The organism is Xanthobacter sp. NM-25, assembly GCF_022138605.1.
GTDB lineage: Bacteria > Pseudomonadota > Alphaproteobacteria > Rhizobiales > Xanthobacteraceae > Xanthobacter.
Map to the genome: position 1 here is coordinate 1 of NZ_JACBFS010000004.1, position 23,820 is coordinate 23,820.

The 23,820-nt window shown below is 66.2% G+C and carries 20 protein-coding genes and 4 tRNA genes; 18 read left to right on the forward strand and 6 right to left on the reverse strand.

Annotated elements, in window-relative coordinates; genetic code table 11:
* From MEU52_RS11695 to MEU52_RS11705, 3 genes are all read left to right on the forward strand, one after another.
* The coding region (locus tag MEU52_RS11695) for a Rha family transcriptional regulator (protein ID WP_238122477.1) at positions 1 to 439 on the forward strand (439 nt) is incomplete at its 5' end.
* Between the two features lie 563 nt (positions 440 to 1,002).
* Complete coding sequence (locus MEU52_RS11700; RefSeq protein WP_238122478.1) at positions 1,003 to 1,377, forward strand: hypothetical protein; 375 nt, start codon at positions 1,003 to 1,005, stop codon at positions 1,375 to 1,377.
* 118 nt (positions 1,378 to 1,495) lie between these two features.
* A complete protein-coding gene (locus MEU52_RS11705) occupies positions 1,496 to 2,062 on the forward strand; it encodes a recombinase family protein (protein WP_238122479.1) in 567 nt (188 codons plus the stop codon).
* Between the two features lie 254 nt (positions 2,063 to 2,316).
* On the opposite strand, the gene MEU52_RS11710 is transcribed toward MEU52_RS11705, so the two are convergent.
* The 3 genes from MEU52_RS11710 to MEU52_RS11720 form a co-directional block, all read right to left on the reverse strand.
* Positions 2,317 to 2,391 (reverse strand) — tRNA-Glu (locus tag MEU52_RS11710).
* Positions 2,392 to 2,674: 283 nt separating this feature from the next.
* On the reverse strand, positions 2,675 to 4,090 hold the full coding sequence (gene glnA / locus MEU52_RS11715) for a type I glutamate--ammonia ligase (RefSeq protein WP_238122480.1): 1,416 nt from the start codon (positions 4,088 to 4,090) through the stop codon (positions 2,675 to 2,677).
* A 48-nt stretch (positions 4,091 to 4,138) separates the two neighbouring features.
* Positions 4,139 to 4,477, reverse strand: coding sequence for a P-II family nitrogen regulator (locus MEU52_RS11720; RefSeq protein WP_238122481.1), 339 nt, complete (start codon positions 4,475 to 4,477; stop codon positions 4,139 to 4,141).
* A 251-nt stretch (positions 4,478 to 4,728) separates the two neighbouring features.
* Between MEU52_RS11720 and MEU52_RS11725 the strand changes: the two genes are divergently transcribed.
* Positions 4,729 to 6,189 carry an NAD(P)H-hydrate dehydratase gene (locus tag MEU52_RS11725; RefSeq protein WP_238122828.1) on the forward strand — a complete coding sequence of 487 codons (1,461 nt, stop codon included), beginning with the start codon at positions 4,729 to 4,731 and terminating at the stop codon, positions 6,187 to 6,189.
* Positions 6,190 to 6,204: 15 nt separating this feature from the next.
* Here MEU52_RS11725 and MEU52_RS11730 read toward each other — a convergent pair whose 3' ends face one another.
* Entirely contained in the window at positions 6,205 to 7,416 is a 1,212-nt protein-coding gene (locus MEU52_RS11730) for a multicopper oxidase family protein (protein WP_238122482.1), read from the reverse strand.
* 347 nt (positions 7,417 to 7,763) lie between these two features.
* Here MEU52_RS11730 and MEU52_RS11735 point away from each other — a divergent pair.
* From MEU52_RS11735 to MEU52_RS11790, 12 genes are all read left to right on the forward strand, one after another.
* Positions 7,764 to 7,848, forward strand: a tRNA-Leu gene (locus MEU52_RS11735).
* A gap of 204 nt (positions 7,849 to 8,052) precedes the next feature.
* Positions 8,053 to 9,405 (forward strand): trigger factor, encoded by a 1,353-nt coding sequence (tig, locus tag MEU52_RS11740; protein ID WP_238122483.1) that lies wholly within the window; start codon positions 8,053 to 8,055, stop codon positions 9,403 to 9,405.
* Between the two features lie 126 nt (positions 9,406 to 9,531).
* The gene (locus MEU52_RS11745; protein ID WP_238122484.1) at positions 9,532 to 10,167 is read left to right on the forward strand and encodes an ATP-dependent Clp protease proteolytic subunit; all 636 of its coding nucleotides are present in this window, start codon (positions 9,532 to 9,534) and stop codon (positions 10,165 to 10,167) included.
* A gap of 419 nt (positions 10,168 to 10,586) precedes the next feature.
* A complete protein-coding gene (clpX, locus tag MEU52_RS11750; RefSeq protein WP_238122485.1) occupies positions 10,587 to 11,855 on the forward strand; it encodes an ATP-dependent Clp protease ATP-binding subunit ClpX in 1,269 nt (422 codons plus the stop codon).
* 136 nt (positions 11,856 to 11,991) lie between these two features.
* Entirely contained in the window at positions 11,992 to 12,132 is a 141-nt protein-coding gene (locus MEU52_RS11755) for a hypothetical protein (protein WP_238122486.1), read from the forward strand.
* 12 nt (positions 12,133 to 12,144) lie between these two features.
* The gene (lon, locus tag MEU52_RS11760; RefSeq protein WP_238122487.1) at positions 12,145 to 14,562 is read left to right on the forward strand and encodes an endopeptidase La; all 2,418 of its coding nucleotides are present in this window, start codon (positions 12,145 to 12,147) and stop codon (positions 14,560 to 14,562) included.
* Positions 14,563 to 14,773: 211 nt separating this feature from the next.
* On the forward strand, positions 14,774 to 15,052 hold the full coding sequence (locus MEU52_RS11765) for an HU family DNA-binding protein (protein ID WP_238122488.1): 279 nt from the start codon (positions 14,774 to 14,776) through the stop codon (positions 15,050 to 15,052).
* A gap of 395 nt (positions 15,053 to 15,447) precedes the next feature.
* A tRNA-Val gene (locus MEU52_RS11770) sits at positions 15,448 to 15,523 on the forward strand.
* Between the two features lie 268 nt (positions 15,524 to 15,791).
* Positions 15,792 to 15,868 (forward strand) — tRNA-Asp (locus MEU52_RS11775).
* 342 nt (positions 15,869 to 16,210) lie between these two features.
* Positions 16,211 to 16,996 carry an SGNH/GDSL hydrolase family protein gene (locus MEU52_RS11780; protein WP_238122489.1) on the forward strand — a complete coding sequence of 262 codons (786 nt, stop codon included), beginning with the start codon at positions 16,211 to 16,213 and terminating at the stop codon, positions 16,994 to 16,996.
* Between the two features lie 216 nt (positions 16,997 to 17,212).
* A complete protein-coding gene (locus MEU52_RS11785; RefSeq protein ID WP_238122490.1) occupies positions 17,213 to 18,604 on the forward strand; it encodes a tetratricopeptide repeat protein in 1,392 nt (463 codons plus the stop codon).
* 12 nt (positions 18,605 to 18,616) lie between these two features.
* Positions 18,617 to 19,492 (forward strand): FecR family protein, encoded by an 876-nt coding sequence (locus tag MEU52_RS11790; RefSeq protein WP_238122491.1) that lies wholly within the window; start codon positions 18,617 to 18,619, stop codon positions 19,490 to 19,492.
* Between the two features lie 16 nt (positions 19,493 to 19,508).
* On the opposite strand, the gene MEU52_RS11795 is transcribed toward MEU52_RS11790, so the two are convergent.
* Positions 19,509 to 20,732 carry a hypothetical protein gene (locus MEU52_RS11795; protein WP_238122492.1) on the reverse strand — a complete coding sequence of 408 codons (1,224 nt, stop codon included), beginning with the start codon at positions 20,730 to 20,732 and terminating at the stop codon, positions 19,509 to 19,511.
* Positions 20,733 to 20,978: 246 nt separating this feature from the next.
* Between MEU52_RS11795 and MEU52_RS11800 the strand changes: the two genes are divergently transcribed.
* A complete protein-coding gene (locus MEU52_RS11800) occupies positions 20,979 to 21,239 on the forward strand; it encodes a hypothetical protein (protein WP_238122493.1) in 261 nt (86 codons plus the stop codon).
* Between the two features lie 227 nt (positions 21,240 to 21,466).
* Here MEU52_RS11800 and MEU52_RS11805 read toward each other — a convergent pair whose 3' ends face one another.
* Positions 21,467 to 22,264 carry a TOBE domain-containing protein gene (locus MEU52_RS11805; protein ID WP_238122494.1) on the reverse strand — a complete coding sequence of 266 codons (798 nt, stop codon included), beginning with the start codon at positions 22,262 to 22,264 and terminating at the stop codon, positions 21,467 to 21,469.
* A gap of 611 nt (positions 22,265 to 22,875) precedes the next feature.
* Between MEU52_RS11805 and nifH the strand changes: the two genes are divergently transcribed.
* A complete protein-coding gene (gene nifH / locus MEU52_RS11810) occupies positions 22,876 to 23,754 on the forward strand; it encodes a nitrogenase iron protein (RefSeq protein WP_238122495.1) in 879 nt (292 codons plus the stop codon).
* Positions 23,755 to 23,820 lie beyond the last annotated feature (66 nt).

Sequence of the window (23,820 nt, forward strand, 5' to 3'; positions counted from 1 at the left end):
TGCTCCAGCACCAACCGAACCGCGCGGGCACGGACCTCGGCGGAGAACTTGTTCGTCGTCTTGCTCATCGTGGCTTCAATCTCTCAGGAGTGGAAGCCTCCGACAATCCCGGCGCGGTTCAGCCGTTAATTTTAACGCCAGCTCCTATACAGACCCCACCGGCCGTAATCTGCGCTCCTTCAACATGGACCGGGACGGCTTCACCGACCTCGTCCTAGGCTTCACCGGTGCCAAGGCCCGCCAGTTCAAGAAGGCCTACATCGCCGCTTACAACACCCTGGAAGCCCGGGCCTTCGACGACCTGAAGCGGCAGGTGCAAATCCAGCGCATGGCGGACGCTATCGGCATGGCAAAGGCCATGGGTCTCATACAGCCCGGCCAGAAAGGGCGGCTGGAAGACATCGTGCGGCCGTTCCTAGGTGACCTGTCCTCCACCTGAGGGACAGTGGCGGTGGAGCCTCCAAGGTCCGACCCCTTGGCTCTACGCCTCCACTTGCTTTCCCTTGTGCCAGAGGCTTCGGCCTGTGCGGGGAATTTTTCCCAGACAGAGATTGAGCGCCCGTCACCCTCCTGAACGTGTCGCGCCTCCTAAAGGCGGGCTCCAAGGTGGGCTCTACGGAGTGTGCGGACATTTGGCGGAAATTTCTGAAGTGCCCATCGATAGATAAAAGCCCGCGCGGTACCCCCCGTGCCCCCTCGCGCCCACGCGAAATGGTCGCGCGAAACGGCAAACCGCGCGTGAAGGGCAAGTCACGCCCACCCGCAGCGCCAGCACAGGCGCCCGCAACGCATGTACACGCGCCCACATGCCTGCGTTATTCCGCTTCTGTCGTAAGTTGACGGTCTGACTAAATCTGTATTGAACATCAACAACTCCTGAGAAAAATCAAGAATGTCTCAGAATTGAGCTTGACAGTTCCAACGAGACGAATCAGTCTTTTCTCATGTTCGGAGCGACGATCGGCCCACGAACACTTCCCAACAACTTGAGGAAAGCTGACAGTGACCGATAGCACCATGACCTTTGACGAAGCCAAGGCCCTACAGGCCGCCCTTGAGGCGAGCGTGGCCCGTGCGGGGGCGTGGCTGGACCATCTGCGGGGCGACCATCGCACCGTGCTTGGCCTCACCCCCGACGAGGTGAAGTTCTCTCGGGAATGGCAGCGGGGGAAGGCGGTCTATGACGCGGCCTTCCGGCGCCTGCGGGAGTTCAACCGGGTGTTCGTGAAAGCCTACGCCCGAGAGCTGCGGGCCGAACGGCGTGAGCGTGAGCGTTCAGCGAACGTGGGGGACAGGGTGCGCAGTGCCCGCATCACCCAAGCCGCCAGAGAGGCCGCACAGGCGATGCCGCAGCCCACTGCGTGGGTCCCTCAATAGGGCTCAAGGCCCTGTGAGACGAGGCGTCCGAAACTCCGGAATGGACCCTATCGGACGCCCTCCACACCGTCTCGCAGGGGAGCCCCCTAGAGAGACACGGGAAGGGGAGAACAGGACGATGTATGTCGGCTACGCGCGGGTGAGCACTGACGAACAACACGCAGGCTTCAATGCCCAGGTGACCGAGCTGCAGGCGGCAGGATGCGAGCGCGTCTTCAAGGAGCACGTCAGCGCCGTTGCCGCGTCCCGGCCGGAGCTGGAACGGGCCTTGGACTTCGTCCGCGAGGGCGACACCCTGGTGGTTTGCAAGCTCGATAGGCTCGCTCGATCCATCACACACCTATGGCAGATCGTGGGCGCCCTCGACGCCAAGGGCGTGGGCCTTGTCATCCGCAACCTCGGGGGCAGCCAGATGGACACCACGAGCGCTTCCGGGCGCCTGACGCTGTCCCTGTTCGGGGCCGTAGCGGAGTTTGAGCGCAGCCTCATGCTGGAACGCCAACGGGCGGGCATCGCTAAGGCTCAGGCTGAGGGCAAGTACCGCGGCAGGAAGCCCACGGCACGGGCCAAGGCCGATGAGGTGCGGAGGCTCAAGGGCGAGGGCGTGAGCCCCACGGAGATCGCCGGGCGCCTCGGGATTGGCCGGGCGAGTGTGTATCGGGTGCTTCAGGAGGGACCCGCGTAGCGGGAGGAGGCTGGGTGAGGGGCGCGGGAGGGCGGACCGATCGGTCTACTCCGGCTTGTCCGTCCCGCGATCTGTTGTTTTGTTTCAGGCCCGCAACGGCCCATGACCAGCTCTTGAAGCCCGCTTGCCAGCCCCTTGCCCGACTCATCGACGCGCTTATGGGGTCCCGGCTGGGGTCCCGCATGGGGTCCCATAGCCAACGCAGCTTCCGCTAACCCACTGAAAATGCTAGGATTTCAGGCACAAAAACAGCGTGGCGCGCCCTAGGAGAATCGAACTCCTCTCTCCACCGTGAAAGGGTGGCGTCCTAACCGATAGACGAAGGGCGCTGACGCATTGCGCTTATAGGGGGGGGGCTTCGCCTCTGCAAGCACCTCAATGGAGTTTTCCAAAGGCATGCGAGCCGGCCATCACCGTGTCTCTGGGCAGGTGCTGAGAGGGAGGTCCAGGGTGCCTGCAGGGCGCATTGCGTGGCCGCGCGTGGGCAACGGATGGGGGTGTCGCGAAAAAGAAAATGGGCGCCCACCAGGGACGCCCAAGTCTGCAGGATAACGTGCACGGCGTGCACATCAGCCGGTGCCCCGCGGACGGGGCACCGAAGAGGCGCAGGCCTCAGACCGAGTAGTACATCTCGAATTCGACCGGGTGGGGCGTCATTTCAAAACGCATCACTTCGGCCATCTTCAGATCGATGTAGGATTCGATGAAGTCCTTCTGGAAGACATCGCCCTTCAGCAGGTACTCGTGGTCGGCGGCGAGCGAGGCGAGGGCCTCACGCAGCGAGCCGCACACGGTCGGGATCTCCTTGAGCTCCGCCGGGGGCAGATCGTAGAGGTCCTTGTCCATGGCCTGGCCGGGGTCGATCCGGTTCAGGATGCCGTCCATGCCGGCCATGAACAGAGCGGCGAAGGCGAGGTAGGGGTTCGCGCCCGGGTCGGGGAAGCGGACCTCGACGCGCTTGGCCTTCGGGTTGTTGGTGTAGGGGATGCGGCAAGAGGCCGAGCGGTTGCGGGCCGAGTAGGCCAGCAGCACCGGAGCTTCATAGCCCGGGACCAGACGCTTGTAGGAGTTGGTCAGCGGGTTGGTGAAGGCGTTGATGGACTTGGCGTGCTTGATGACGCCGCCGATGTACCACAGGCATTCCTGGGACAGGTCCGCATACTTGTCGCCGGCGAAGAGCGGCTTGCCTTCCTTCCAGATGGACTGGTGGACGTGCATGCCCGAGCCGTTGTCGCCGAACACCGGCTTCGGCATGAAGGTGGCAGTCTTGCCATAGATGTTGGCGACCTGATGGATGCAGTACTTATAGACCTGCATCTGGTCGGCCATGCTCACCAGGGTGGCGAACTTCATGCCCAGCTCGTGCTGCGCGGAAGCCACCTCGTGGTGGTGCTTCTCGACCGTCACGCCCATCTTGGCCATGGAGGCCAGCATCTCGGAACGCATGTCCTGAGCGCTGTCGATCGGGGGAACCGGGAAGTAGCCGCCCTTGGTCTTCACGCGGTGACCGAGGTTGCCGCCCTCATATTCGGTGTCGGCGTTGGTGGGCAGCTCCACCGAGTCGAGCTTGAAGCCGGTGTTGTAGGGATCGGCCTTGAAGCGGACGTCGTCGAAGATGAAGAACTCGGCCTCGGGGCCGAAGAACACGGTGTCGCCGATGCCGGTCGACTGGGCATAGGCCTCGGCCTTGCGGGCGATGGAGCGCGGGTCACGGCCATAGGGCTGGCCGGTGGTGGGCTCCAGCACGTCGCAGACGATCGACAGGGTCGTCTCGGAGAAGAAGGGGTCGATGCAGCAGGTGGTCGGGTCCGGCATGAGCAGCATGTCGGACTCGTTGATGGCCTTCCAACCGGCGATCGAGGAGCCGTCGAACGCCGTGCCCTCGGTGAGGAACTCTTCGTCCACCATGCAGATGTCGAAGGTGACGTGCTGCCACTTGCCACGCGGATCGGTGAAGCGCAGGTCGACGTACTTCACATCCTCGCTCTTGATGAGGTCGAGGACGTCCTTGGCCGTCTTGGTCGTCATGTGAATGTCTACCTTTCTGCGGAAAACTTTGGATTTTTCTCGGAGCGGTCAGATCGCGTCGAGGCCGGTCTCGCCGGTGCGGATGCGGATCGCTTCCTCGACGGATGACACGAAGATCTTGCCGTCGCCGATCCGTCCGGTCTGCGCCGCACGGCGGATGGCATCGACCGCCTTATCGACCATTTCGTCGGCGAGCACGACCTCGATCTTTACCTTGGGCAGGAAATCCACCACGTACTCGGCACCGCGATAAAGCTCCGTGTGGCCCTTCTGCCGCCCAAACCCCTTGGCCTCGGTGACGGTGATGCCCTGCAGGCCCACGTCCTGCAATGCCTCTTTCACCTCATCGAGCTTGAAGGGTTTGATAATCGCCTCGATCTTCTTCATGCGCTCCGTCTCCCCTAGCTCAACCCTCCGCCGCATGGTTGAGCCGGCCACTGTTAAGCAGGATGTGTGCCACCCGCCCATTCTAGGGGACATGCCATCCCAGGGCGAAGATTGAGCTCTTATGTGCACTAAAAACGTTCAATATGCCTACAGAAAAGGCAGAAAATTCGTGCGACCTTCGGCAACAATGTGCACGAACTAGGCATTGCCGAGAGGGGGCAGGGGTGTGTGCGCTTCTTGATCCACAGGAAATGGGCCGCGCCGATCGCGCAGCGGTGGCCATGGGCGTGCCGTCCCTGCGGTTGATGGAGAGCGCCGGGCGGGCGGTGGCCGACGTGGTGGCCAGGCGCGCGCTGGACGCTCGCATACTGGTCTTGTGCGGGCCGGGAAACAACGGGGGCGATGGCTTTGTCGCCGCCCGCATCCTCAGTCAGCGGGGCTATCGGGTGCGGGTGGCGCTGCTGGGTCCCCGGACGGCGCTGCGGGGCGACGCGGCAGTGGTCGCTGGCCAATGGAGCGGGCCGGTGGAGCCGGCGGAAGGAGCGGACCTCGCCGCAGCCGACGTTCTGGTGGACGCGCTGTTCGGCGCCGGCCTGGCGCGCGATCTGGATGGCACGGCGCGGGCGCTGGTGGAGCGCATGGCGGTGTCGGGCCGGCCCATCGTCGCGGTGGACCTGCCCTCGGGCCTCGATGGCGCCACCGGCCAGATCCGTGGCGCCGTCGCGCCGGCCGAGGACACAGTGACCTTCTTCCGCCGCAAGCCGGGGCATCTGCTGGAGCCGGGACGGAGCCTGTGCGGCAAGGTGCGGGTGGCCGACATCGGCATTCCGGAGGCGGTGCTGAACGAGATTCGTCCACCCACGGCGGTGAATGCCCCGCAGCTCTGGGACGAGGTCTTTCCCGTGCCCCAGGCGGGCGGGCACAAATACAGCCGCGGGCATGCCGTGGTGGTAAGTGGGCCGGCCTGGACCTCCGGCGCCGCCCGGCTCGCGGCCCGCGGCGCCCTGCGGGCGGGGGCGGGGCTGGTCACCATCGCCTGCCCGCGTGAGGTGCTGCCCCTGCAGGCGGCATCCTACGCCGCCATCATGTCGCGGCCCATGGAGGATGCCGCGGGGCTCGCCGACCTGCTCGCCGACAGCCGGCTTCACACGGTGCTGCTCGGGCCGGGGCTGGGCGTGGGGCCGGAGACCCGGCGCAAGGTGGAGATCGCCGCGCCCGGACGCCGGCTCGTTCTGGATGCGGATGCGCTGACCTCCTATGCGGGCGCGCCGTGGGCCCTGGCGGCCCTGGCGACGACGGCGCAGGCGATGATCGTGACGCCGCACGACGGCGAGTTCGCGCGCCTGTTCGAGGGGGAGGCCCTGCTGGCGCTGCCGGGCAAGCTCGCCCGGGCGCGGGCCGCCGCGGCGCAGCTCGGCGCGGTCATCGTGCTCAAGGGGGCCGATACGGTGGTGGCGGCGCCGGATGGGCGCGCCGCCATCGCCGAGAATGCGCCGCCTTATCTCGCGACCGCAGGCGCGGGCGATGTGCTGGCTGGCTTCGTCACCGGCCTGCTCTGCCAGGGCATGCCGGCGTTCGAAGCCGCTGCGGCGGCGGTGTGGATCCACGGCGAGGCTGCGCGCGTCGCGGGGCCGGGGCTGATCGCCGATGATCTGCCCGAGGCTCTGCGCGTGGTCTACACCCGCCTTTACGAAGCCCACGGGGTGGTCTGACCGAGACCGGCGGCCTCAGGCCGTGACCTGATAGGTGGTCGTCGTCAGCGTGGCGCCGTCGCCGCCACGCTGGGCGACGATGGCCCATTGGCCGGCGGTGTCCGCCAGGAAGGCGATGCGGCGGGTGCTCTTGGCCGCGACCGGCACGGTGTCGTGCCACCAGGGGCTCCAGCCGTCGTAAACCGCATCGAGCAGGCGCACGGGATGCCCATCGATGCGCACCGCCACCGGCGTGTCGAGGGCATTATCCAGGGTGAGCACCACCACCTGGCCCGCCTTCACAGGGCCGATCGGCGCGGCCGTTGCCCCGCCGATCTTCAGTGTGAACCGCGCGGCATTGGCAAACGGCAGCGTCTTCGGCAGGTCGTTGGCCGGCAGGGGCGGGGGCGGACCATCGGCAGGTGTGCCGCCGGCGCCGACGGGGCTGACGATGGCGAGCTGCACCGGCTCGGCGGCCGTGTCCAGGAGCAACCGGGCGGGATTGGCATCGCCGAGGCTCACCGCGAGATCGATCCGGCCGCCGGGGGCAAGCTGCAGGCGATTGTCCTTGGGGGCGAACGGCTCGGCCGGCTGCCCATCGACCGCGATCACATAGGCGGCAGGGGCATCCACCCGCAGCGGCAGGAACAGCGGTGTCGCATTGATGAGGCGCAGCCGCGTGCGGCCGTCCGCCGGGCCCTCGAAGGTGGGCGAGATGGCCCCATTCACCGGAAACAGTGGCAGACCGCTGGCCGGCGGAAAGCCCTGGATGAACAGGACGTGGTCCGAATCATAGGCCGGGGCGCCCGGTTCCAGCACCACCAGCGGGCCCGCCAGGGCGCGATGTGCCTGCGCCGGCGCGGCTGCATGGTACCAGTAGGTGCCGGCATCGCGGGGAACCAGGGTCAGCTGCTGCTGGGCGCCGGGCGAAACCGCCGCCGTCGGCGCGGCGCCCTTGGTGGTGCGTACGCCATGCCACACCAGGGAGAGCGGCGCGTCGAGGCCATTCTGCAGCTGCACCGCCAGGGGATCGCCTTTCCTCACCCGCAGCAGGGGGCCGGGCAGGGCATCGTTGAAGAGGGCGAGGGGCCCCTGGCCCGCCAGCTCGGGCCGTTGCGCGGACGCGGCATTCAGCGGCACCGCCGTGGTCTGCGCGGCGGCGGTGCCGAGGGGGGCGAGCGAGCTGGTGCAGGCGAGGGCGCCCGCGCCCTTCAGCAGCAGTCTGCGGGAGAAGGTGTGCGTCGTCACGCGGGGTTCTCCAAAGGGCCGTGGCCTTCAGGCGCGGCGACGGTTCGGGCCGCCGCTGGGCCGCGGTGCCACGCGGCCCGATGGGAGCTTGGGCCGGGCCGCAGCAAAGGGCAAGGCACAACCACCGCAGAAGCAGTACGCGGCCGCACGCGCGCGACCCGGCGCGGCGTCGGCGCCCGCATTTTATTGCTGCGCGCCGCGTAGACCATGATATAAGCCGCGGCCCGACCGGCGCTTGCGCGCCCGGTCGAGCCTCCTATGGGTGTGGCCGCCTTTTCGGGGCGGCCAGCGCGGCGTGGAATGCGCCAAAGGTGTCAGCCGGTGCCGAATGGCGCAGGTTGCGGCAAGCGGGCGTGGCGGAACTGGTAGACGCGCGGGATTTAGGTTCCCGTGACGCAAGTCGTGGGGGTTCGAAACCCTCCGCCCGCACCAGATGCCGGTGCGCCAGGGTCGTTCCCGTTCGCGCACGCTGCCTTGGCGGCGGTGACGAAGGGCGGTCGGCTGATGGGCCTCGATCTGGGGCCCGGTCGGCCCGGTCTTCTCCGGAAGGTCGTAGATCCTCGCGCGCGATACCCGAGGAGCCCATGGATTTCAGGTTCCGCCCGTCAGCGGCGGCAAGGATGTGAAGGCAAGACGATGCAGGTGACCGAGACCCAAGCCGAAGGCCTCAAGCGCGCGTTCCGCGTGGTGGTTCCCGCCGCGGACCTGGACGCCAAGGCCGAGGCGCGCCTGAACGAGCTCAAGGGCCAGGTGAAGCTGAACGGCTTCCGCCCGGGCAAGGTGCCGGCGGCGCATCTCAAGCGCGTGTACGGCAAGTCGGTCATGAGCGAGGTGATCGAGCAGACCGTCAACGAGAGCAACGGCAAGATCGTCGAGGAGCGCGGCTTCCGTCTCGCCCTGCAGCCGAAGGTGACCCTGCCTGAAGACGACGCCCAGGGCCAGGGCCTGCTGGATGGCGGCAAGGACCTCGTTTACGATCTGGCGCTGGAGATCCTGCCCAAGATCGAGCTGGGCAATTTCAAGGAGATTGCGGTCGAGAAGCCGGTGCTCGAAGTCTCCGACGCCGAGGTGGACGAGACCATCCAGCGCATCGCCGATTCCAACCGCCCGTTCGAGCCGAAGACCGGTGCCGCCGAGACCGGCGACCGCGTGACCATCGACTTCACCGGCTATGTGGACGGTGAGAAGTTTGAAGGCGGTGAAGGCACCGACATCGACGTGGTGCTGGGCTCCAAGGGCTTCATTCCTGGCTTTGAAGAGCAGCTGGTGGGCATTTCCGCCGGTGAGAATCGCACCCTGTCCGTGTCCTTCCCCGAGGATTACGGCGCGGCCGAACTGGCCGGCAAGGCCGCCTCGTTCGAGGTGACCTGCAAGGCGGTGGCAGCCCCCGGCGCGGTCTCCATCGATGACGCGTTCGCCAAGACCCTTGGCATGGAAGACCTGGAGAAGCTCAAGGGCATGGTGCGTGAGCGCATCGGTGCGGAGCATGCCGGCGTCGCCCGCCAGAAGGTGAAGCGCGCGCTGCTGGACGCCCTCGACACCATGCACAAGTTCGACGTGCCGGAGGGCCTGCTCGACCAGGAGTTCGAGGGTGTGTGGAACCAGGTCCAGCAGGATCTGGCCAGCCAGAAGCGCTCGTTCGCCGACGAAGGCACCACCGAGGAGGAGGCCCGCGCCGACTATCGCAAGATCGCCGAACGGCGTGTGCGCCTTGGTCTGGTCCTTGCGGAAATCGGCGAGCGGAACAATATCCAGGTTGCCGATGACGAGGTGTCCCGCGCCGTGGTGGAACGGGCGCGCCAGTTTCCCGGCCAGGAGCAGCAGGTGTGGGAGTTCTATCGCCGCAATCCGCAGGCGCTGGCTTCCGTGCGTGCGCCCCTGTTTGAGGAGAAGGTCATCGATTTCCTCCTGGAGCTCGCCCAGGTGACCGAAAAGCCGGTCACCAAGGAGGAGCTGTACAAGGCGGAGGATGAGGACAAGGCGGCCTGAGGGATCAGGCGGCTTTTGTCCTCACCATGAACCCGGGTGGCGCGCCTTGGTGCGCCACCGCTAGCGCCAGAGCATGATTGCGCGCCGGAAGTGCCCTTCCGGACCAACCGCGCCCGAGGACAAAAGATGCGTGATCCCGTTGATACTTATATGAATTACCTCATTCCCATGGTGGTCGAGCAGACCAACCGTGGCGAACGTTCCTATGACATTTATTCGCGCCTTTTGAAGGAACGCATCATCTTCCTCACCGGCCCGGTGGAAGATGGCATGTCCACCCTGGCGGTGGCGCAGCTGTTGTTCCTGGAGGCGGACAATCCCAAGAAGGAAATCTCGATGTACATCAACTCCCCCGGGGGAGTGGTGACATCGGGCCTCGCCATCTACGACACCATGCAGTTCATCAAGCCGGCGGTGTCGACCCTGTGCATCGGCCAGGCGGCGTCCATGGGCTCGCTGCTGCTGACGGCGGGTGAGAAGGACATGCGCTTCGCTCTGCCGAACGCGCGAATCATGGTGCATCAGCCGTCTGGCGGCTTCCAGGGCCAGGTCACGGACATCATGCTTCACGCCCAGGAGATCCTGAGCCTGAAGAAGCGCCTCAATGAAATCTACGTGAAGCACACCGGGCGCGATTTCCAGGTGATCGAGGACGCCCTGGAGCGCGACAACTTCATGACGGCGGAAGCCGCCAAGGAGTTCGGCCTGATCGATTCGGTGATCGACAAGCGCCCCGGCGACGACGCGGCGAAGGTGGCCTGAGGCTGTCTTCGCGGCTGCGATTACGCATCGTTCCTCTTGCGTGCGGTGCAGGATCGCGCTTGCATGTCAGTAAGCCGGCATCGGATGCCGCGTGTCGGCCCTCGCCACAAGGCGGGGGCCGTTGCGTTTCAGGTCTCCACGGGGCGGCGCCGTCGCCCGCCTGTGGAAACCGGGCAGTCGATGGCCGGTCGGCGACACGGTGAGGATCGCGTTTCGGGATCGCCTTTAACCAGGTCCTGGGACGTGGCGGGGAAAATCAATCTTCCGCCTTGATCGTGTCGCCGGAGGGTGGTTGGCTGATCAATGGCCAATGCCCATATCGGGGTTGGCGAGGTTCTTGCTTCGCCCAACCCCCCACTGGTGATCTGTACGACACAGGCGCGCTTTGTGTCCGTATCGGAAGATCGTAGGAGACGAAGATGAGCAAGACCGGCGGCAGCGACAGCAAGAACACGCTTTATTGCTCGTTCTGCGGCAAAAGCCAGCATGAGGTCAGGAAGCTCATCGCCGGACCGACCGTGTTCATCTGCGACGAGTGCGTCGAGCTGTGCATGGACATCATCCGGGAAGAGTCCAAGTCCTCTCTGGTGAAGTCGCGGGATGGCATCCCGACCCCGAAGGAGATCCGCAAGGTCCTCGATGACTATGTCATCGGCCAGGACCACGCGAAGAAGGTCCTCTCGGTGGCGGTGCACAACCACTACAAGCGCCTGAACCACGCCACCAAGCATGGGGATGTGGAACTCGCCAAGTCGAACATCCTGCTCATCGGCCCCACCGGCTCGGGCAAGACCCTGCTGGCGCAGACCCTGGCGCGCATCCTCGATGTGCCATTCACTATGGCCGACGCCACGACCCTGACGGAAGCGGGCTATGTGGGCGAGGATGTGGAGAACATCATCCTCAAGCTGCTGCAGGCGGCCGACTACAATGTGGAGCGGGCGCAGCGCGGCATCGTCTACATCGACGAGATCGACAAGATCAGTCGCAAATCCGACAATCCGTCCATCACCCGCGACGTGTCGGGCGAGGGCGTGCAGCAGGCCCTGCTGAAGATCATGGAAGGTACGGTGGCCTCGGTCCCCCCCCAGGGCGGCCGGAAGCATCCCCAGCAGGAGTTCCTGCAGGTGGATACCACTAACATCCTGTTCATCTGCGGCGGCGCCTTTGCTGGGCTCGACAAGATCATCTCGTCGCGCTCCAAGGGTTCGACCTCCATCGGCTTCGCCGCCAAGGTGGCCCCGCCCGAGGATCGTCGCCCCGGTGAGGTGTTCCGCGAGGTGGAGCCCGAGGATCTGCTGAAGTATGGCCTCATCCCCGAGTTCATCGGCCGTCTGCCGGTTCTGGCGACGCTGGGGGACCTGGACGAGGAAGCGCTGAAGAAGATCCTGTCCGAGCCGAAGAACGCGCTGGTGAAGCAGTATCAGCGGCTGTTCGAGATGGAGAATGTGGATCTCACCATCCACGAGGAGGCGCTGGGCGCCATCGCCCGCAAGGCCATCGAGCGCAAGACCGGCGCCCGCGGCCTGCGCTCCATCATGGAAGGCATCCTGCTCGACACCATGTTCGACCTGCCTGGGCTCGAGGGTGTGGAGGAAGTGGTGATCTCCCGCGAGGTCGTCGAGCAGAACGCCCGGCCGCTCTACATCTATGCGGACCGCGTCGGTGACGCGGGCGCCAGTGCCTGACGGCGACATTTCCAAACGCTTCCCCCGCGCCGTCCGCGCGGGGGACACCCTGCTCTTTGATTTTAAGGCCGTTCGTCCCTCACCCCGTGTGGTTCTTCGCGGGTGTTCCCTCCAGCCCTTGAAACGGGCTGGCGGCATGTCCATCTTCATCGGGAAAGCTCCGGTCTCCGTGCTCGGACCTCATGCCCTCTGCGGCTTCCGCCGCTTCAGCATTGAAAAGCCGTTCCGGTATCCGGCTGCGCACGCGCGCGGCAGCGTCTTCGCGTGTGCGATTTGAAAGGATTGGGTCATGACGAGCCAGAAGCCGCGCCCCCCGCTCGTTGCCGGTGTGTCGCAAACCTACCCGGTGCTCCCGCTGCGGGACATCGTGGTGTTTCCCCATATGATTGTTCCCCTGTTCGTGGGTCGCGAGAAGTCTATCCGCGCCCTCGAAGAGGTGATGCGCGGCGACACCTACATTCTCCTGGCCACTCAGGAAAATGCCTCCGATGACGATCCGGCGCCCGAGGCCATTTATGGCGTCGGCACGCTGGCCACCGTGCTGCAGCTGCTGAAGCTGCCGGATGGCACCGTGAAGGTGCTGGTGGAGGGCGTCTCCCGCGCCCAGGTCTCGCGCTACACCGATCGCACCGATCTCTACGAGGCCGAGGCGATGATGTTGGAGGATGCCTCCGGCGATCAGGTGGAGGCCGAGGCCCTGGCGCGCTCGGTGATCACCGAGTTCGAAAATTATGTGAAGCTGAACAAGAAGGTCTCGCCTGAGGTGGTGGGCGTGGTCGGCCAGATCGAGGATCACTCGAAGCTCGCCGACACCATCGCCTCGCATCTGGCCGTTAAGATCCCCGAAAAGCAGGGGGTGCTGGAGACCGTGAAGGTGTCCGATCGGCTGGAGAAGGTGCTCGGCCTCATGGAGAGTGAGATCTCCGTGCTGCAGGTGGAAAAGCGCATCCGCTCCCGCGTCAAGCGGCAGATGGAGAAGACCCAGCGCGAGTACTACCTCAACGAGCAGATGAAGGCGATCCAGAAGGAGCTGGGCGACGAGGACGGCAAGGACGACCTCCAGGAGCTGGAAGACCGCATCAAGCGGACCAAGCTCACCAAGGAGGCGCGTGAGAAGGCCACCCACGAGCTCAAGAAGCTGCGGCAGATGTCGCCCATGTCGGCGGAAGCCACCGTGGTGCGCAACTATCTGGATTGGCTTCTGTCCATCCCGTGGGGCGTGAAGAGCAAGATCAAGAAGGATCTGAACTACGCCCAGGAGGTGCTGGACGCCGATCACTATGGCCTGGACAAGGTCAAGGAGCGCATTGTCGAGTATCTCGCCGTGCAGAGCCGCGCCAACAAGCTCACGGGTCCCATCCTGTGCCTTGTCGGCCCGCCCGGTGTCGGCAAGACCTCGCTCGGGAAGTCCATCGCCAAGGCGACGGGCCGTGAGTTCGTGCGCGTTGCCCTCGGCGGCGTGCGGGACGAGGCGGAGATCCGCGGCCACCGGCGGACCTATATCGGCTCCATGCCGGGCAAGATCATCCAGTCCATGCGCAAGGCCAAAAAGGCCAACCCGCTGTTCCTGCTGGATGAGATCGACAAGATGGGGGCCGATTTCCGTGGCGACCCGTCCTCGGCCCTGCTTGAGGTGCTCGACCCCGAGCAGAACAAGACCTTCGCGGACCACTATCTGGAGGTGGATTACGACCTCTCGAACGTGATGTTCGTGACGACGGCGAACACGCTGAACATCCCGCCGGCCCTGCTGGACCGCATGGAGGTGATCCGCATCGCCGGCTACACCGAGGACGAGAAGGCCGAGATCGCGCGCAAGCATCTGATCCCCAACGCCCTGCAGAAGCACGGCCTGGCGGCGAAGGAATGGGCCATCGACGACGCGGCCCTGATGACCCTGATCCGGCGCTACACCCGCGAGGCGGGCGTGCGAAACCTGGAGCGCGAAATCTCCACCCTCGCCCGCAAGGCGGTGAAGGAGCTGATGCTCTCCAAGAAGAAGTCGGTGAAGGTCACGGCCAAGAACCTCGAGGATTTCCTCGGCGCGCCGCGCTATCGCTACGGCGAAATGGAGACCGAGGATCAGGTGGGGGTGGTCACCGGCCTCGCCTGGACCGAGGTGGGCGGCGAGCTGCTGACCATCGAGGGCCTCATGATGCCCGGCAAGGGCAAGATGACGGTCACCGGCAACCTGCGTGACGTGATGAAGGAGAGCATCTCGGCGGCGGCGTCCTATGTCCGCTCGCGGGCGGTGGACTTCGGCATCGAGCCGCCGCTGTTCGAGCGCCGTGACATCCACGTGCACGTTCCCGAAGGGGCGACCCCGAAGGACGGCCCGTCGGCGGGCGTGGCCATGGCCACCGCCATCGTCTCGGTGATGACCGGCATTCCCGTGCGGCGTGACGTGGCCATGACGGGCGAGATCACCCTGCGCGGCCGGGTGCTGCCCATCGGCGGCCTCAAGGAGAAGCTCCTGGCGGCGCTGCGGGGCGGCATCAAGAAGGTGCTGATCCCTGAGGAGAACGCCAAGGACCTCGCGGACCTGCCCGCCAACGTGAAGAATGCGTTGGAGATCGTGCCGGTCTCGCGGATGGATGAAGTGCTCGCCAACGCCCTGGTGCGGCCTCCGGAGCCCATCACCTGGGAAGAGAAGCCGGTGAATGCGCCGGTGGCGGGCGAAGATGCCTCCGGCGTGGTTGCTCACTGAGCAGTTTCAACCACTTAGCCAAAATCGACGGGCGGCGCACCCTGTGCGCCGCCCGTCATTTTTTTGCGCTCGCACACTGAGAAATCGTGCATTGGTGCGGGTTTGGCCCCGATCGCGCTTGCAAATGCCATATTTTCCGTGATGCTCGCGCCGATCGGCAGGGGCCGCGCCCCTCACGATTCGCGTTTTGACAACGGAAGGGAATGGTCAGATGACCACCAAGAACGAATTGATCGCTGCGGTGGCTGAAGAGGCCAAGCTGACGAAGACGGCTGCGGCTGCGGCTGTGGACGCCACCTTCGACATCATCGCCAAGGCGCTCCAGCAGGGCGAGGAAGTCAAGCTGATCGGTTTCGGCAGCTTCTCGGTGGTCACCCGCGCCGCCCGCGAAGGCCGCAACCCGCGCACCGGCAAGCCGGTGAAGATCAACGCCTCCAAGGCGCCGAAGTTCACCCCCGGCAAGAGCCTCAAGGAAGCCGTCAACGAGTGATCGTACGGCTGGCCGCGCCGCCTGCCGCGCGGCGAGATCCTGCGGGCGCATCTTTCGAGGTGCGCCGTTCAGGGATGAAAGGGGCGCGCCGTGGTGGCGCGCCCTTTGTGTTTCGGGGGCGCTGGATGGCGTTCGGGGCTGTGGGGGCGCTCACTGCACCTGCTGAGCCGCGTGCCGCTTGTCGGGCCGTGCAGCGCGGCTGAGGCTGGTCACGGAGATGGCCCGGTGCAGCCCGGGCGGCGAACGCCGGTCTGATGGTCTATACGGCGGGCGGAGCGGCCGCCTGAGGTTCCCCTCGCTGAGGTTTACGCGCCGGCTGGCGCAGCTTATATGGCTTTCACCGGCAGCCGGGCCTCGCCCGCAGCGATCGGCGCGCGGCACAGGCCTCCGCATCCGGGCGGTTAGCTCAGTTGGTAGAGCATCTCGTTTACACCGAGAGGGTCGGCGGTTCGAGCCCGTCACCGCCCACCAGTCCCCCATTTCTCAGTACTTTCAGAATCATGTGCGGCGAGTCCTGCAGTCGGGTCGCCGCCTCACGCTGGGCAGCGGACGCCGCACGCCTGCGGTGCAACAGGCTGGATCCGCCGCGGGAACCGAGGCGCCGCGCGGATTTCCCCGCGAAAGGGGCAAAGCTATCCACACCCTTGTCACAAAAACGCAGCCGCTCGCTTGACGAAACGAGGGCACCTAACCTATCAAGCGGTCCTCGACGGCGCGACGGACAGTGTCGCACCGGTTCGGGGGTGTAGCTCAGTTGGTTAGAGCGCCGGCCTGTCACGCCGGAGGTCGCGGGTTCGAGCCCCGTCACTCCCGCCATCTTCTCCGTCGCGAAAATCCGAAAATCATCTGAATGCCACGCCCAATCAAGGGGTTCGCCTTGAGCCGGGGGCGTTGCCTATGTTAATGCGCCGATGCGCGCTCAGGCGCCGGCGTGTGGCGGCCGGGCGCGGGCAGGGTGGGCGAAGCTTCATGAAATGGCAGTGTGGGCGCGGGGGCGCCGACGGCAGCGGCGCCCAGGCAATGCGCGGCGATCCGATCGTGGCGGCGATGCCGGGCCGGTGGCGGATCGCGGTCGCCGCGCTTCCGGCAAAGCAGTTTCCTGCATGGCGATTTGCAGCACGGAGGCTTGCAGCGCGCGGAGTCGCCGCACGGGGTCTCGTGGCGGCTGTCCTGGTGGCTGGGGCGCTGGGGGCTGCGCCGGCGCGGGCCTGTCCGCCGGAGGCGCGGCCGGAGCCGCCTTTAGTACTGCGGGCCGGTGCCGTGGAGCGGCTGCGGGCGGGGCTGCCGCTGCGCATTCTGGCCATCGGCTCCTCCAGCACGGCTGGTGTCGGGGCGTCCCGGCCGAATCTCACCTTTCCCGCCCAATTGGCCGATCGGCTTGGCGCGGCGCTGGGCGAGGGGCGCGTGGAGGTGACGAACGCCGGGGTCTCGGGAGAAAGCTCTCCGGCCACGCTGAAGCGGCTGCAGGCCTTCCTGCAGGCGCCGGAGACACCGGATCTGGTGATCTGGCAGGTGGGCACCAATGACGTGATCTTCGGCGGCACGCCGGAGCGGCTGGCGACCATGGTGACCGACGGCCTGGCAGCGGCCCAGGCGGCCGATGTGGCGGTGATGGTGGTGGACCAGCAGTATTTCCGCGCCATCCTCAGCGTGCCGCGCTACGAGCAGTTCGTGGCGGCCGTGAACAGCGCCGCGCAGGCGCGCGGCATCACCGTGCTGGGGCGCTACCGGATGATGAAGGCGTGGGCGGCGGCCGACCCCAAGGGCTTTCGCGCCCTGTTCGCCTGGGATGGCTTCCACATGAACGATGCCGGCTATGGGTGTCTGGCGCAACTGGCGTTCGAGGCGGTTCTGGAGGCGGTGGACGGGGCACGGGCTGGCCAGTCCCCCGGCCCTGCGACCGCGGCGCCTCTGCCTTTGCCGCCCCCGCGCGAGATCCGTTGATCTCAACCTTCCGGTTGTCTGCCGAATACTACCGCTTCAGTGGTAGCATTCTGGCGTCGAACACAGCGCAGTGTGACAAAAATGCGGATCAGGCAGGCAAAGAGTGCCGTTTGGCGCGCTCTGTTCCTCTACGGAATCCCCTTTTTTGTTTCCGAATGTTAAAAGAAAAGGGAAGGCAAGGGGCGGGGCCTTGCCAGCACTAGCTGGAAAATCGCTATGCTGGTCTCGGGAAAGAGGGCGCGCGGCTGGCTGCGGCACGCCGGTGGAATGGGTGCACTGGCGCTGGGCTGCGCGCTTGGCGCGGGCGCGCATGCGCAGCCGGCCACGGCCGATGGCGCCGGAGAGGATGCACAGGCGCTCTATCAGCGCTCCATGCGCAACCCCGGCGATGTGCGGCTCGCCTACGCCGCCGCCGAGCAGGCGGTGGCGCGCGGCGATTATGAAGCCGCCATCGGCATTTATGAGCGCGTGGTGGATTTTGATCCGCAGCTGGTGCAGGTGCGCCTGCAGCTGGCGCGGCTCTATTACCGGCTCGGCTCCTATGAGACTGCCCGCAGCTATTTCGCCCCACTGGCCGCCTCCGGGCAGCTCAGCGCCAGCGAGCGGGAGAATGTGGCGGCCTATCTCACCGAGATCGAGCGTCGGCTCGCGCCGAACCAGTGGAGCCTCTACGCGCAGGCGGGGGTGCGTTACCAGTCCAACGCCAGTTATGGCCCCTCCAGCCGCATCGTCATCGGCGACGACGTGGCGGCGCTGCTGCCGCCCAGCTACGCCGCTAAGGCAGATGGCAGCGTGTTCGGTCTCGCCACCGTGCGCCACGTCTATGATTTCGGCACCCAGAGGGGTGATGTCTGGGAAAGCAATCTCAATCTCTATTATTCTCAGCAGTTCGATCTGGAGCGGCTGAACCTGGGCTTCGTCGAGTTCAATTCCGGCCCGCGCTTCGCTCTGCTGCCGGATGCGTTGCCCGGCTCCTCGGTGCGGGCCTACGGCATTCTGGGCGGGGTCAGCCTGGGCGGGGCGAGCTATCTTGGCACCTATGGCGTGGGCGCCTCGCTGCTGCTGCCGTTCCATTTCGGCACCCTGCAGCCAGGGCCGGCCTATGCGCCGCTGGGCATCGAGCCATTCGTGGAACTGCGCCAGCGCAATTACAACGACACGGCCGATTATCCCACCGCCGGGCTGCAGAGTGGGGAGATGTGGACCCTGGGCGCCAATCTGTTCGGCGCCCTCACCGACAGCGTGCGCTGGCGCATGCGCCTCGCCTATAACGACGCCAGCGCCGACGTGCCCTGGTATGGCTACGACAATTTCGCGGTGGATCTGGCCCTGCCCATCGAGTTCGAGGGCCTGTGGGGCGTCAAGCGCTGGCTCGCCATTCCGAGCATCGGCTATTCCCGCTACGATTTCGACGCGGCGAACCCGTTCGTCTCCCGCTTCATCACCCGCACCGATGACCAGTATCGCGTGGGCCTCGCCCTTGATGTGCCGGTGCACGAGCTGTTCGGCGTGCTGACCCAGGTACAGTACACGTGGTCGGATTCCGCCTTGCCGAACTATCAGTTCAACAATTTCAGCATTTCGGTCGGCCCGAACGTGCGGTTCTGAGGAGCGTCGATCATGCCCATCAGCACACCCGCCCGTCTTTTGGCGTCGGTCGCTTCCCTGGCTCTGGTGGCGGCGAGTGATGCCGCGCTGGCGCAGCAGACCGTCGGCACCGCCGCCGCCGTGAACCCCCGCTCCACCGGCGTCGGCGCATCCGGCGCCCGCACGCTCCAGCTCGGTTCGCCCATCATTCGCAACGAGCGGGTGCAGACCTCCGAGAGTGGCACGGTTCAGGTGGTGTTTCTCGACAAGACCACCCTCAACATCGGTCCGCGGTCCGATCTGGTGATCGACCAGTTCGTGTTCGATCCCGCCCGCGATGCCGGCTCCATGGCGGTGGATCTCGCCAAGGGCACCCTGCGCTTCGTCGGCGGCCAGGCGAGCCATGGCGGGGCGGCGAGCGTGCGCACGCCGGTTGCCACCATCGGCATCCGGGGCGGCGTCGCCACCTTCGCCCATCGCGACGGCGTCACCCGCGCGGTGCTGCAGTTCGGCCAATTGGACGTGGTGGGCCCCGGTGGCCAGAGCGTGACCTTGCGCCGGCCCGGCTTCATGGTGGATGTGAGCGGGCAGGGCATTTCCGCTCCGGCGCGGGTGCCGCAGGCGGAGATGGACGCGCTGCTGGCGGAAACCCGCAGCCGTCCGGGCCAGACCGGCGGGCGCCGGCAGGCGCCGCCGCCGGACATGCCGGTCACCGCCGCGGCCGCCCATCCCTGCTCGCGGCCGGCCCAGGGGCAGACGACGCTGGATCTGGCGGTGGCCACCTGCCGCTCCTCCAACACCCGGCTGCAGGGCGAGGCGGATCTCATCGTCGAGCAGGCCTCGCAGCAGGGGCAGGACTACGTGCTCCACCCCATCGAACAGCAGATCCCACCGCCCTACGGCTATTGACGCCGCGGCGCCGTGCTCACAGCAGCGCGAGGCAGGTGGCCAGCAGCCGGGCGCGGGGGGAGGGGTTCAGCAGGGGCCGGTGCATGGTCGCCGCGGCGCCGGCGAGCAGTGCCATGTCGTCGTCGTGCAGCACCGTCAGCACATCGTCCGCACTGATGCGACAGGCGGGATCGAACAGATTGACGTGCCGCCCTACGCCGGCGGCGGTGAGGGCCGAGCCGTTCAAGTGATGCTCAATGTGCTGGCCCATGGAGAACTGGGGAATGCCCGCCAGCAGCGCATCGGTGGCCACTCCCGCATTGCCCTGGTGCAGGATCATTCGCGCGCGGGCGAGGGTGGGGCCGATGGCCACCGGCTGGACATGCACCCGGGCGCCGGCCTCTTCCAGCGCCGCCTGCAACGGGGCCCGCACCAGGGGGATATGCATCTCCAACCGCGGCCCGAGCGCGCGCAGCATGGCGAGGACCTGCGGTAGGCTCGCCACGTCCGGATGCAGGTAGGCGAAGATGCCCGCGGCCGTGGGCTGCTGCGGCTGCCAGTCGCCGGTGAGGAGGGGGCCGTCCGCATCGCGCCCGCGCAGGTCGACATACGGATCGAGCAGCGGGAAGGAGGCGACGAAGCAGGCCGAGCCGCCAAACAGGTCGCCGATGCGATCCAGCGGCGGCAGCCCCTCGGCACGCAGGCAGCGGTTGAGGGTGTCGCACAGGGCCGCGTCCCCATGGCGGGGCGGGGCGAAGTCGTGCAGCAGCGGCATGCGCTCCAGATGCGCCGGGGGCATGAACACCGCAGAGCCGGTCTGCAGGATGGGGGCGAAGCCCCGCGCGGCGCAGGTGGCGAGGGGGGCGTAATCGCAGACCACCAGGTCCGGCCGCTCTGCGGTGAGAAGGGCGCGCCAGCGCGCCAGCACCGGCCGCACGCTGTCCGGGTCGCGCAGGCCGAAGGCGGCGAGGGCGTCGGTGATGGTGGCGGAGGCGGGGACGTCATCGCCCGGCTGCGGGGCCGGCGGCGCCCAGGGCGGCCCTTCGATCAGCCGCACCCCGGCATCGCGCAGAGGGCGGGCAAGGGCGAGATCGCGCACCACCGCCACCACCTCGATGCCCCGGGCCATCAGGGGCTCGGCCAGCACCCGCAGGCGCGTGGTGTGGCCGAATCCCCGCCCCTGTTCCCAGGCCAGCATCACACGGCGCGGGCGGGTGCCGATGGGGGCGTCGACTGGTGGGCGGGCGGACGAGGGGGGCATGAGCTTCGGTGCACCGGAAATGCCGCAGCTTTCCGCAGAACTTGATGTCCTTCAAGGCGCCGGGCGGGTTTTCAGTGCCGCATGAACAACCATTTTGGACCCGCCTTGCATGCACTTCCTATACATGGCGCCGCGAAAGATGAAAAAAGCAGCGTGCCGCTTTTCGTGCCTTGACCCGTTATGTAAAGAAAATATATGACACTGTCATTGCCCCATCCCCGTGACACCGCGATCCGGAGACTGTCGATGACGGCGCTTGCGAAGATTGTCGAGCCGACGACTGCTTTTGTCGAAGAACCCAGTGAAGTTCTCATCCACGTTCGCTTCTGGCCCAGCGCCGAGATCTTCACCATCGATGGGCGGCCGGAGGCCATGACCGATCGGGAATGGTTCAATCTGCTTTATATGGGCGTGCCGCAACACTATCAGACCCTGGCCAACGGCCGTGGCTTCTTCCGCATTCCGCGCCCGACCTTCGATCAGTTGACGGCGGACATCGCCGCCTGATCGGCCTGGAAACCGGGTCGCCCGTTCCGGCGGCCGCTGTTTCGCGTGCGGCGTGAGGGTCTGGAGCTATCCTTGCTCTCCGGCTCCAGGGCGTCCGCCGCTCCGCGAAAGGCAGGTGCAGCCGGCACAGACGGTCTCGGATGAGCGGCGGGTCGCGTTTGCGCGGCCCGCCGCTCCAGCTTTTGCAAGGTGCTGCGCCGCGCGTGTCCTGGCGGGCCAGACGGCTCTCAATCCACCGCGAGGATGACCTGGGAGGTGTTGAAGAAGGCGCAGACGTCTTCGCCGGCTTTCAGGCCCATGGCATCGGCGCCCGAGCGAGTGATAATGGAGGTGAGGGTCTTGCCGCCGCCGAGATCGATGACGATCTCGCTGTTCACGCCGCCGTCGATCCGCTCCAGCACCTTGCCCTGAATGACGTTGCTGGTGGACAGGCGCAGGTGCGGCTCGGGGCGGGCGAGCATTACGAACGAGGCCTTCACCAGGGCGACGGCTTCCCGCCCCACCGTGATGCCGAGGTCATCGGCGCTCTCATTGGTGATGACGGCGACGATGGAATGGGCCTCGGAAACCTGAAGCACCACCTCCACATTCACCGGCGCCCGGCGCACCTCCCGCACGGTGCAATGAAAGACGTTTCTCGCGCTGGTCTTCATGGCCACGCTCCAGAACAGCAAATCCGTGTGGCTGTCCAGCCCCTCCTCGGCAATGAGGGTGGAGATGCGGGCCAGTTTGTCTTCGAGGCGCCGGAATGCGGCGATGAGCCGATGGCCTTCCTCGGTGAGGGTGGCGCCGCCGCCGCGCTTGCCGCCGGCCCGGGTAATCAGCACCGGGCGGGGCATGAGGTTGTTGATGGCGGCCACCGCATCCCATGCGGTCTTGTAGCTGAATCCCAAAGCCTTGGCCGCCTCGGTGATGCTGCCGTGCTGGGCCACCGCCTCCAGAATGGCGATGCGATCGCGCCCCACCAGAAAGCGGCCCTCACTGCGCAACGCCAGCATGGCGTCGATGCGGGTCGATGCGCCCATTCCTCACCCCCCGGCTGTCGCTGCGCTGCGGCGACGTCTGGCTTCCTGTCTATCATAACCACCCGGCACCGGCATGCATGGAGCACGCCATATAATCGGCATACATAAGGTGCGCGCGCCAAGATCTGCGGGCGGCGCCCTCAAGGCAGGGGAAGCTGTGGCGTTTGTGACATCCCTGTGTGCTTTGCAACAGAGCGCGCCGTGGCAGGCCATTGTGTCGCGATCTCCTGGGCGGCTGCGCGGCCAGGATCCAGGTGGCAGAGAAATAACGGAAAACCGCAGCAGTTGCTGGCTGTGGGCGCAGCACCAACGGTGGTGGCGCTGCGGCGCCGACCGACCATCGTCATATAATGATAAATCATAGCGATGACCTATCGCCCGGCAGGCGATCCGCGATCATGCATCATAGCATGATGAAAAATCGGTAGAAATTTAGTGCGGCGTGGTTGGGCGTCCGGCCCCATCTCCCTTAGAGCGCCCGTCGGGTCGCAGTACAACTGTTGTTGGCACTGGTCTTGCTCAAGTCCTCTGCAGCATTTCGTCGTGTCATGCGCTTGAGGGTTCGGCCAGCCTGGTCGGCCGCGGCGGGTGCTCTCATTCAGGAGATCAGCATGGGCCTGAGGCAGATTGCTTTCTATGGCAAGGGTGGCATCGGCAAGTCCACCACCTCCCAGAACACCCTCGCCGCCCTGGCGCAGATGGGTCACAAGATCCTCATCGTGGGTTGCGACCCGAAGGCGGACTCCACCCGCCTGATCCTGCACGCCAAGGCCCAGGACACCATCCTGTCGCTGGCGGCCAACGCCGGCTCGGTGGAAGACCTCGAGCTCGAAGACGTGATGAAGATCGGCTTCGAGGACATCAAGTGCGTTGAGTCCGGCGGTCCGGAGCCGGGCGTGGGCTGCGCCGGCCGCGGCGTGATCACCTCCATCAACTTCCTGGAGGAGAACGGCGCCTACGAGGACATCGACTATGTATCCTACGACGTGCTCGGCGACGTGGTGTGCGGCGGCTTCGCCATGCCCATCCGTGAGAACAAGGCCCAGGAGATCTACATCGTCATGTCCGGCGAGATGATGGCCATGTATGCGGCCAACAACATCTCCAAGGGCATTCTGAAGTATGCCAACTCCGGCGGCGTGCGCCTGGGCGGGCTGGTGTGCAACGAGCGCCAGACCGACAAGGAGTATGAACTGGCGGAGTCCCTGGCGAAGAAGCTCGGCACCGAGCTGATCTACTTCGTGCCGCGCGACAACATCGTGCAGCACGCCGAGCTGCGTCGCATGACCGTGGTGGAGTATGCGCCCGAGTCCCAGCAGGCGCAGCACTATCGCAACCTGGCGACCAAGGTGCACGCCAATGTGGGCAACGGCATCATCCCCACCCCCATCACCATGGACGAGCTGGAAGACCTGCTCATGGAGCACGGCATCATGAAGGCCGTGGACGAGAGCCAGGTGGGCAAGACCGCCGCCGAGCTCACCGCCTGATCCATCCCGGCGCCGCATTGCGGCGTCGTCTGGGGGGCATCCGCCGTCCCGGCCTCCGGAGGGGGA

Excerpts from the sequence above, each read along its gene's own strand:
- glnA (WP_238122480.1), bottom strand. The coding sequence starts at position 4,090 with ATGACGACCAAGACGGCCAAGGACGTCCTCGACCTCATCAAGAGCGAG.
- MEU52_RS11795 (WP_238122492.1), bottom strand. The coding sequence starts at position 20,732 with ATGCCCCCCTCGTCCGCCCGCCCACCAGTCGACGCCCCCATCGGCACC.
- MEU52_RS11745 (WP_238122484.1), top strand. The coding sequence starts at position 9,532 with ATGCGTGATCCCGTTGATACTTATATGAATTACCTCATTCCCATGGTG.
- MEU52_RS11720 (WP_238122481.1), bottom strand. The coding sequence starts at position 4,477 with ATGAAGAAGATCGAGGCGATTATCAAACCCTTCAAGCTCGATGAGGTG.
- clpX (WP_238122485.1), top strand. The coding sequence starts at position 10,587 with ATGAGCAAGACCGGCGGCAGCGACAGCAAGAACACGCTTTATTGCTCG.
- MEU52_RS11785 (WP_238122490.1), top strand. The coding sequence starts at position 17,213 with ATGCTGGTCTCGGGAAAGAGGGCGCGCGGCTGGCTGCGGCACGCCGGT.
- MEU52_RS11755 (WP_238122486.1), top strand. The coding sequence starts at position 11,992 with ATGTCCATCTTCATCGGGAAAGCTCCGGTCTCCGTGCTCGGACCTCAT.
- lon (WP_238122487.1), top strand. The coding sequence starts at position 12,145 with ATGACGAGCCAGAAGCCGCGCCCCCCGCTCGTTGCCGGTGTGTCGCAA.
- MEU52_RS11765 (WP_238122488.1), top strand. The coding sequence starts at position 14,774 with ATGACCACCAAGAACGAATTGATCGCTGCGGTGGCTGAAGAGGCCAAG.
- MEU52_RS11800 (WP_238122493.1), top strand. The coding sequence starts at position 20,979 with ATGACGGCGCTTGCGAAGATTGTCGAGCCGACGACTGCTTTTGTCGAA.
- nifH (WP_238122495.1), top strand. The coding sequence starts at position 22,876 with ATGGGCCTGAGGCAGATTGCTTTCTATGGCAAGGGTGGCATCGGCAAG.
- MEU52_RS11705 (WP_238122479.1), top strand. The coding sequence starts at position 1,496 with ATGTATGTCGGCTACGCGCGGGTGAGCACTGACGAACAACACGCAGGC.
- MEU52_RS11805 (WP_238122494.1), bottom strand. The coding sequence starts at position 22,264 with ATGGGCGCATCGACCCGCATCGACGCCATGCTGGCGTTGCGCAGTGAG.
- tig (WP_238122483.1), top strand. The coding sequence starts at position 8,053 with ATGCAGGTGACCGAGACCCAAGCCGAAGGCCTCAAGCGCGCGTTCCGC.
- MEU52_RS11725 (WP_238122828.1), top strand. The coding sequence starts at position 4,729 with ATGGGCCGCGCCGATCGCGCAGCGGTGGCCATGGGCGTGCCGTCCCTG.
- MEU52_RS11790 (WP_238122491.1), top strand. The coding sequence starts at position 18,617 with ATGCCCATCAGCACACCCGCCCGTCTTTTGGCGTCGGTCGCTTCCCTG.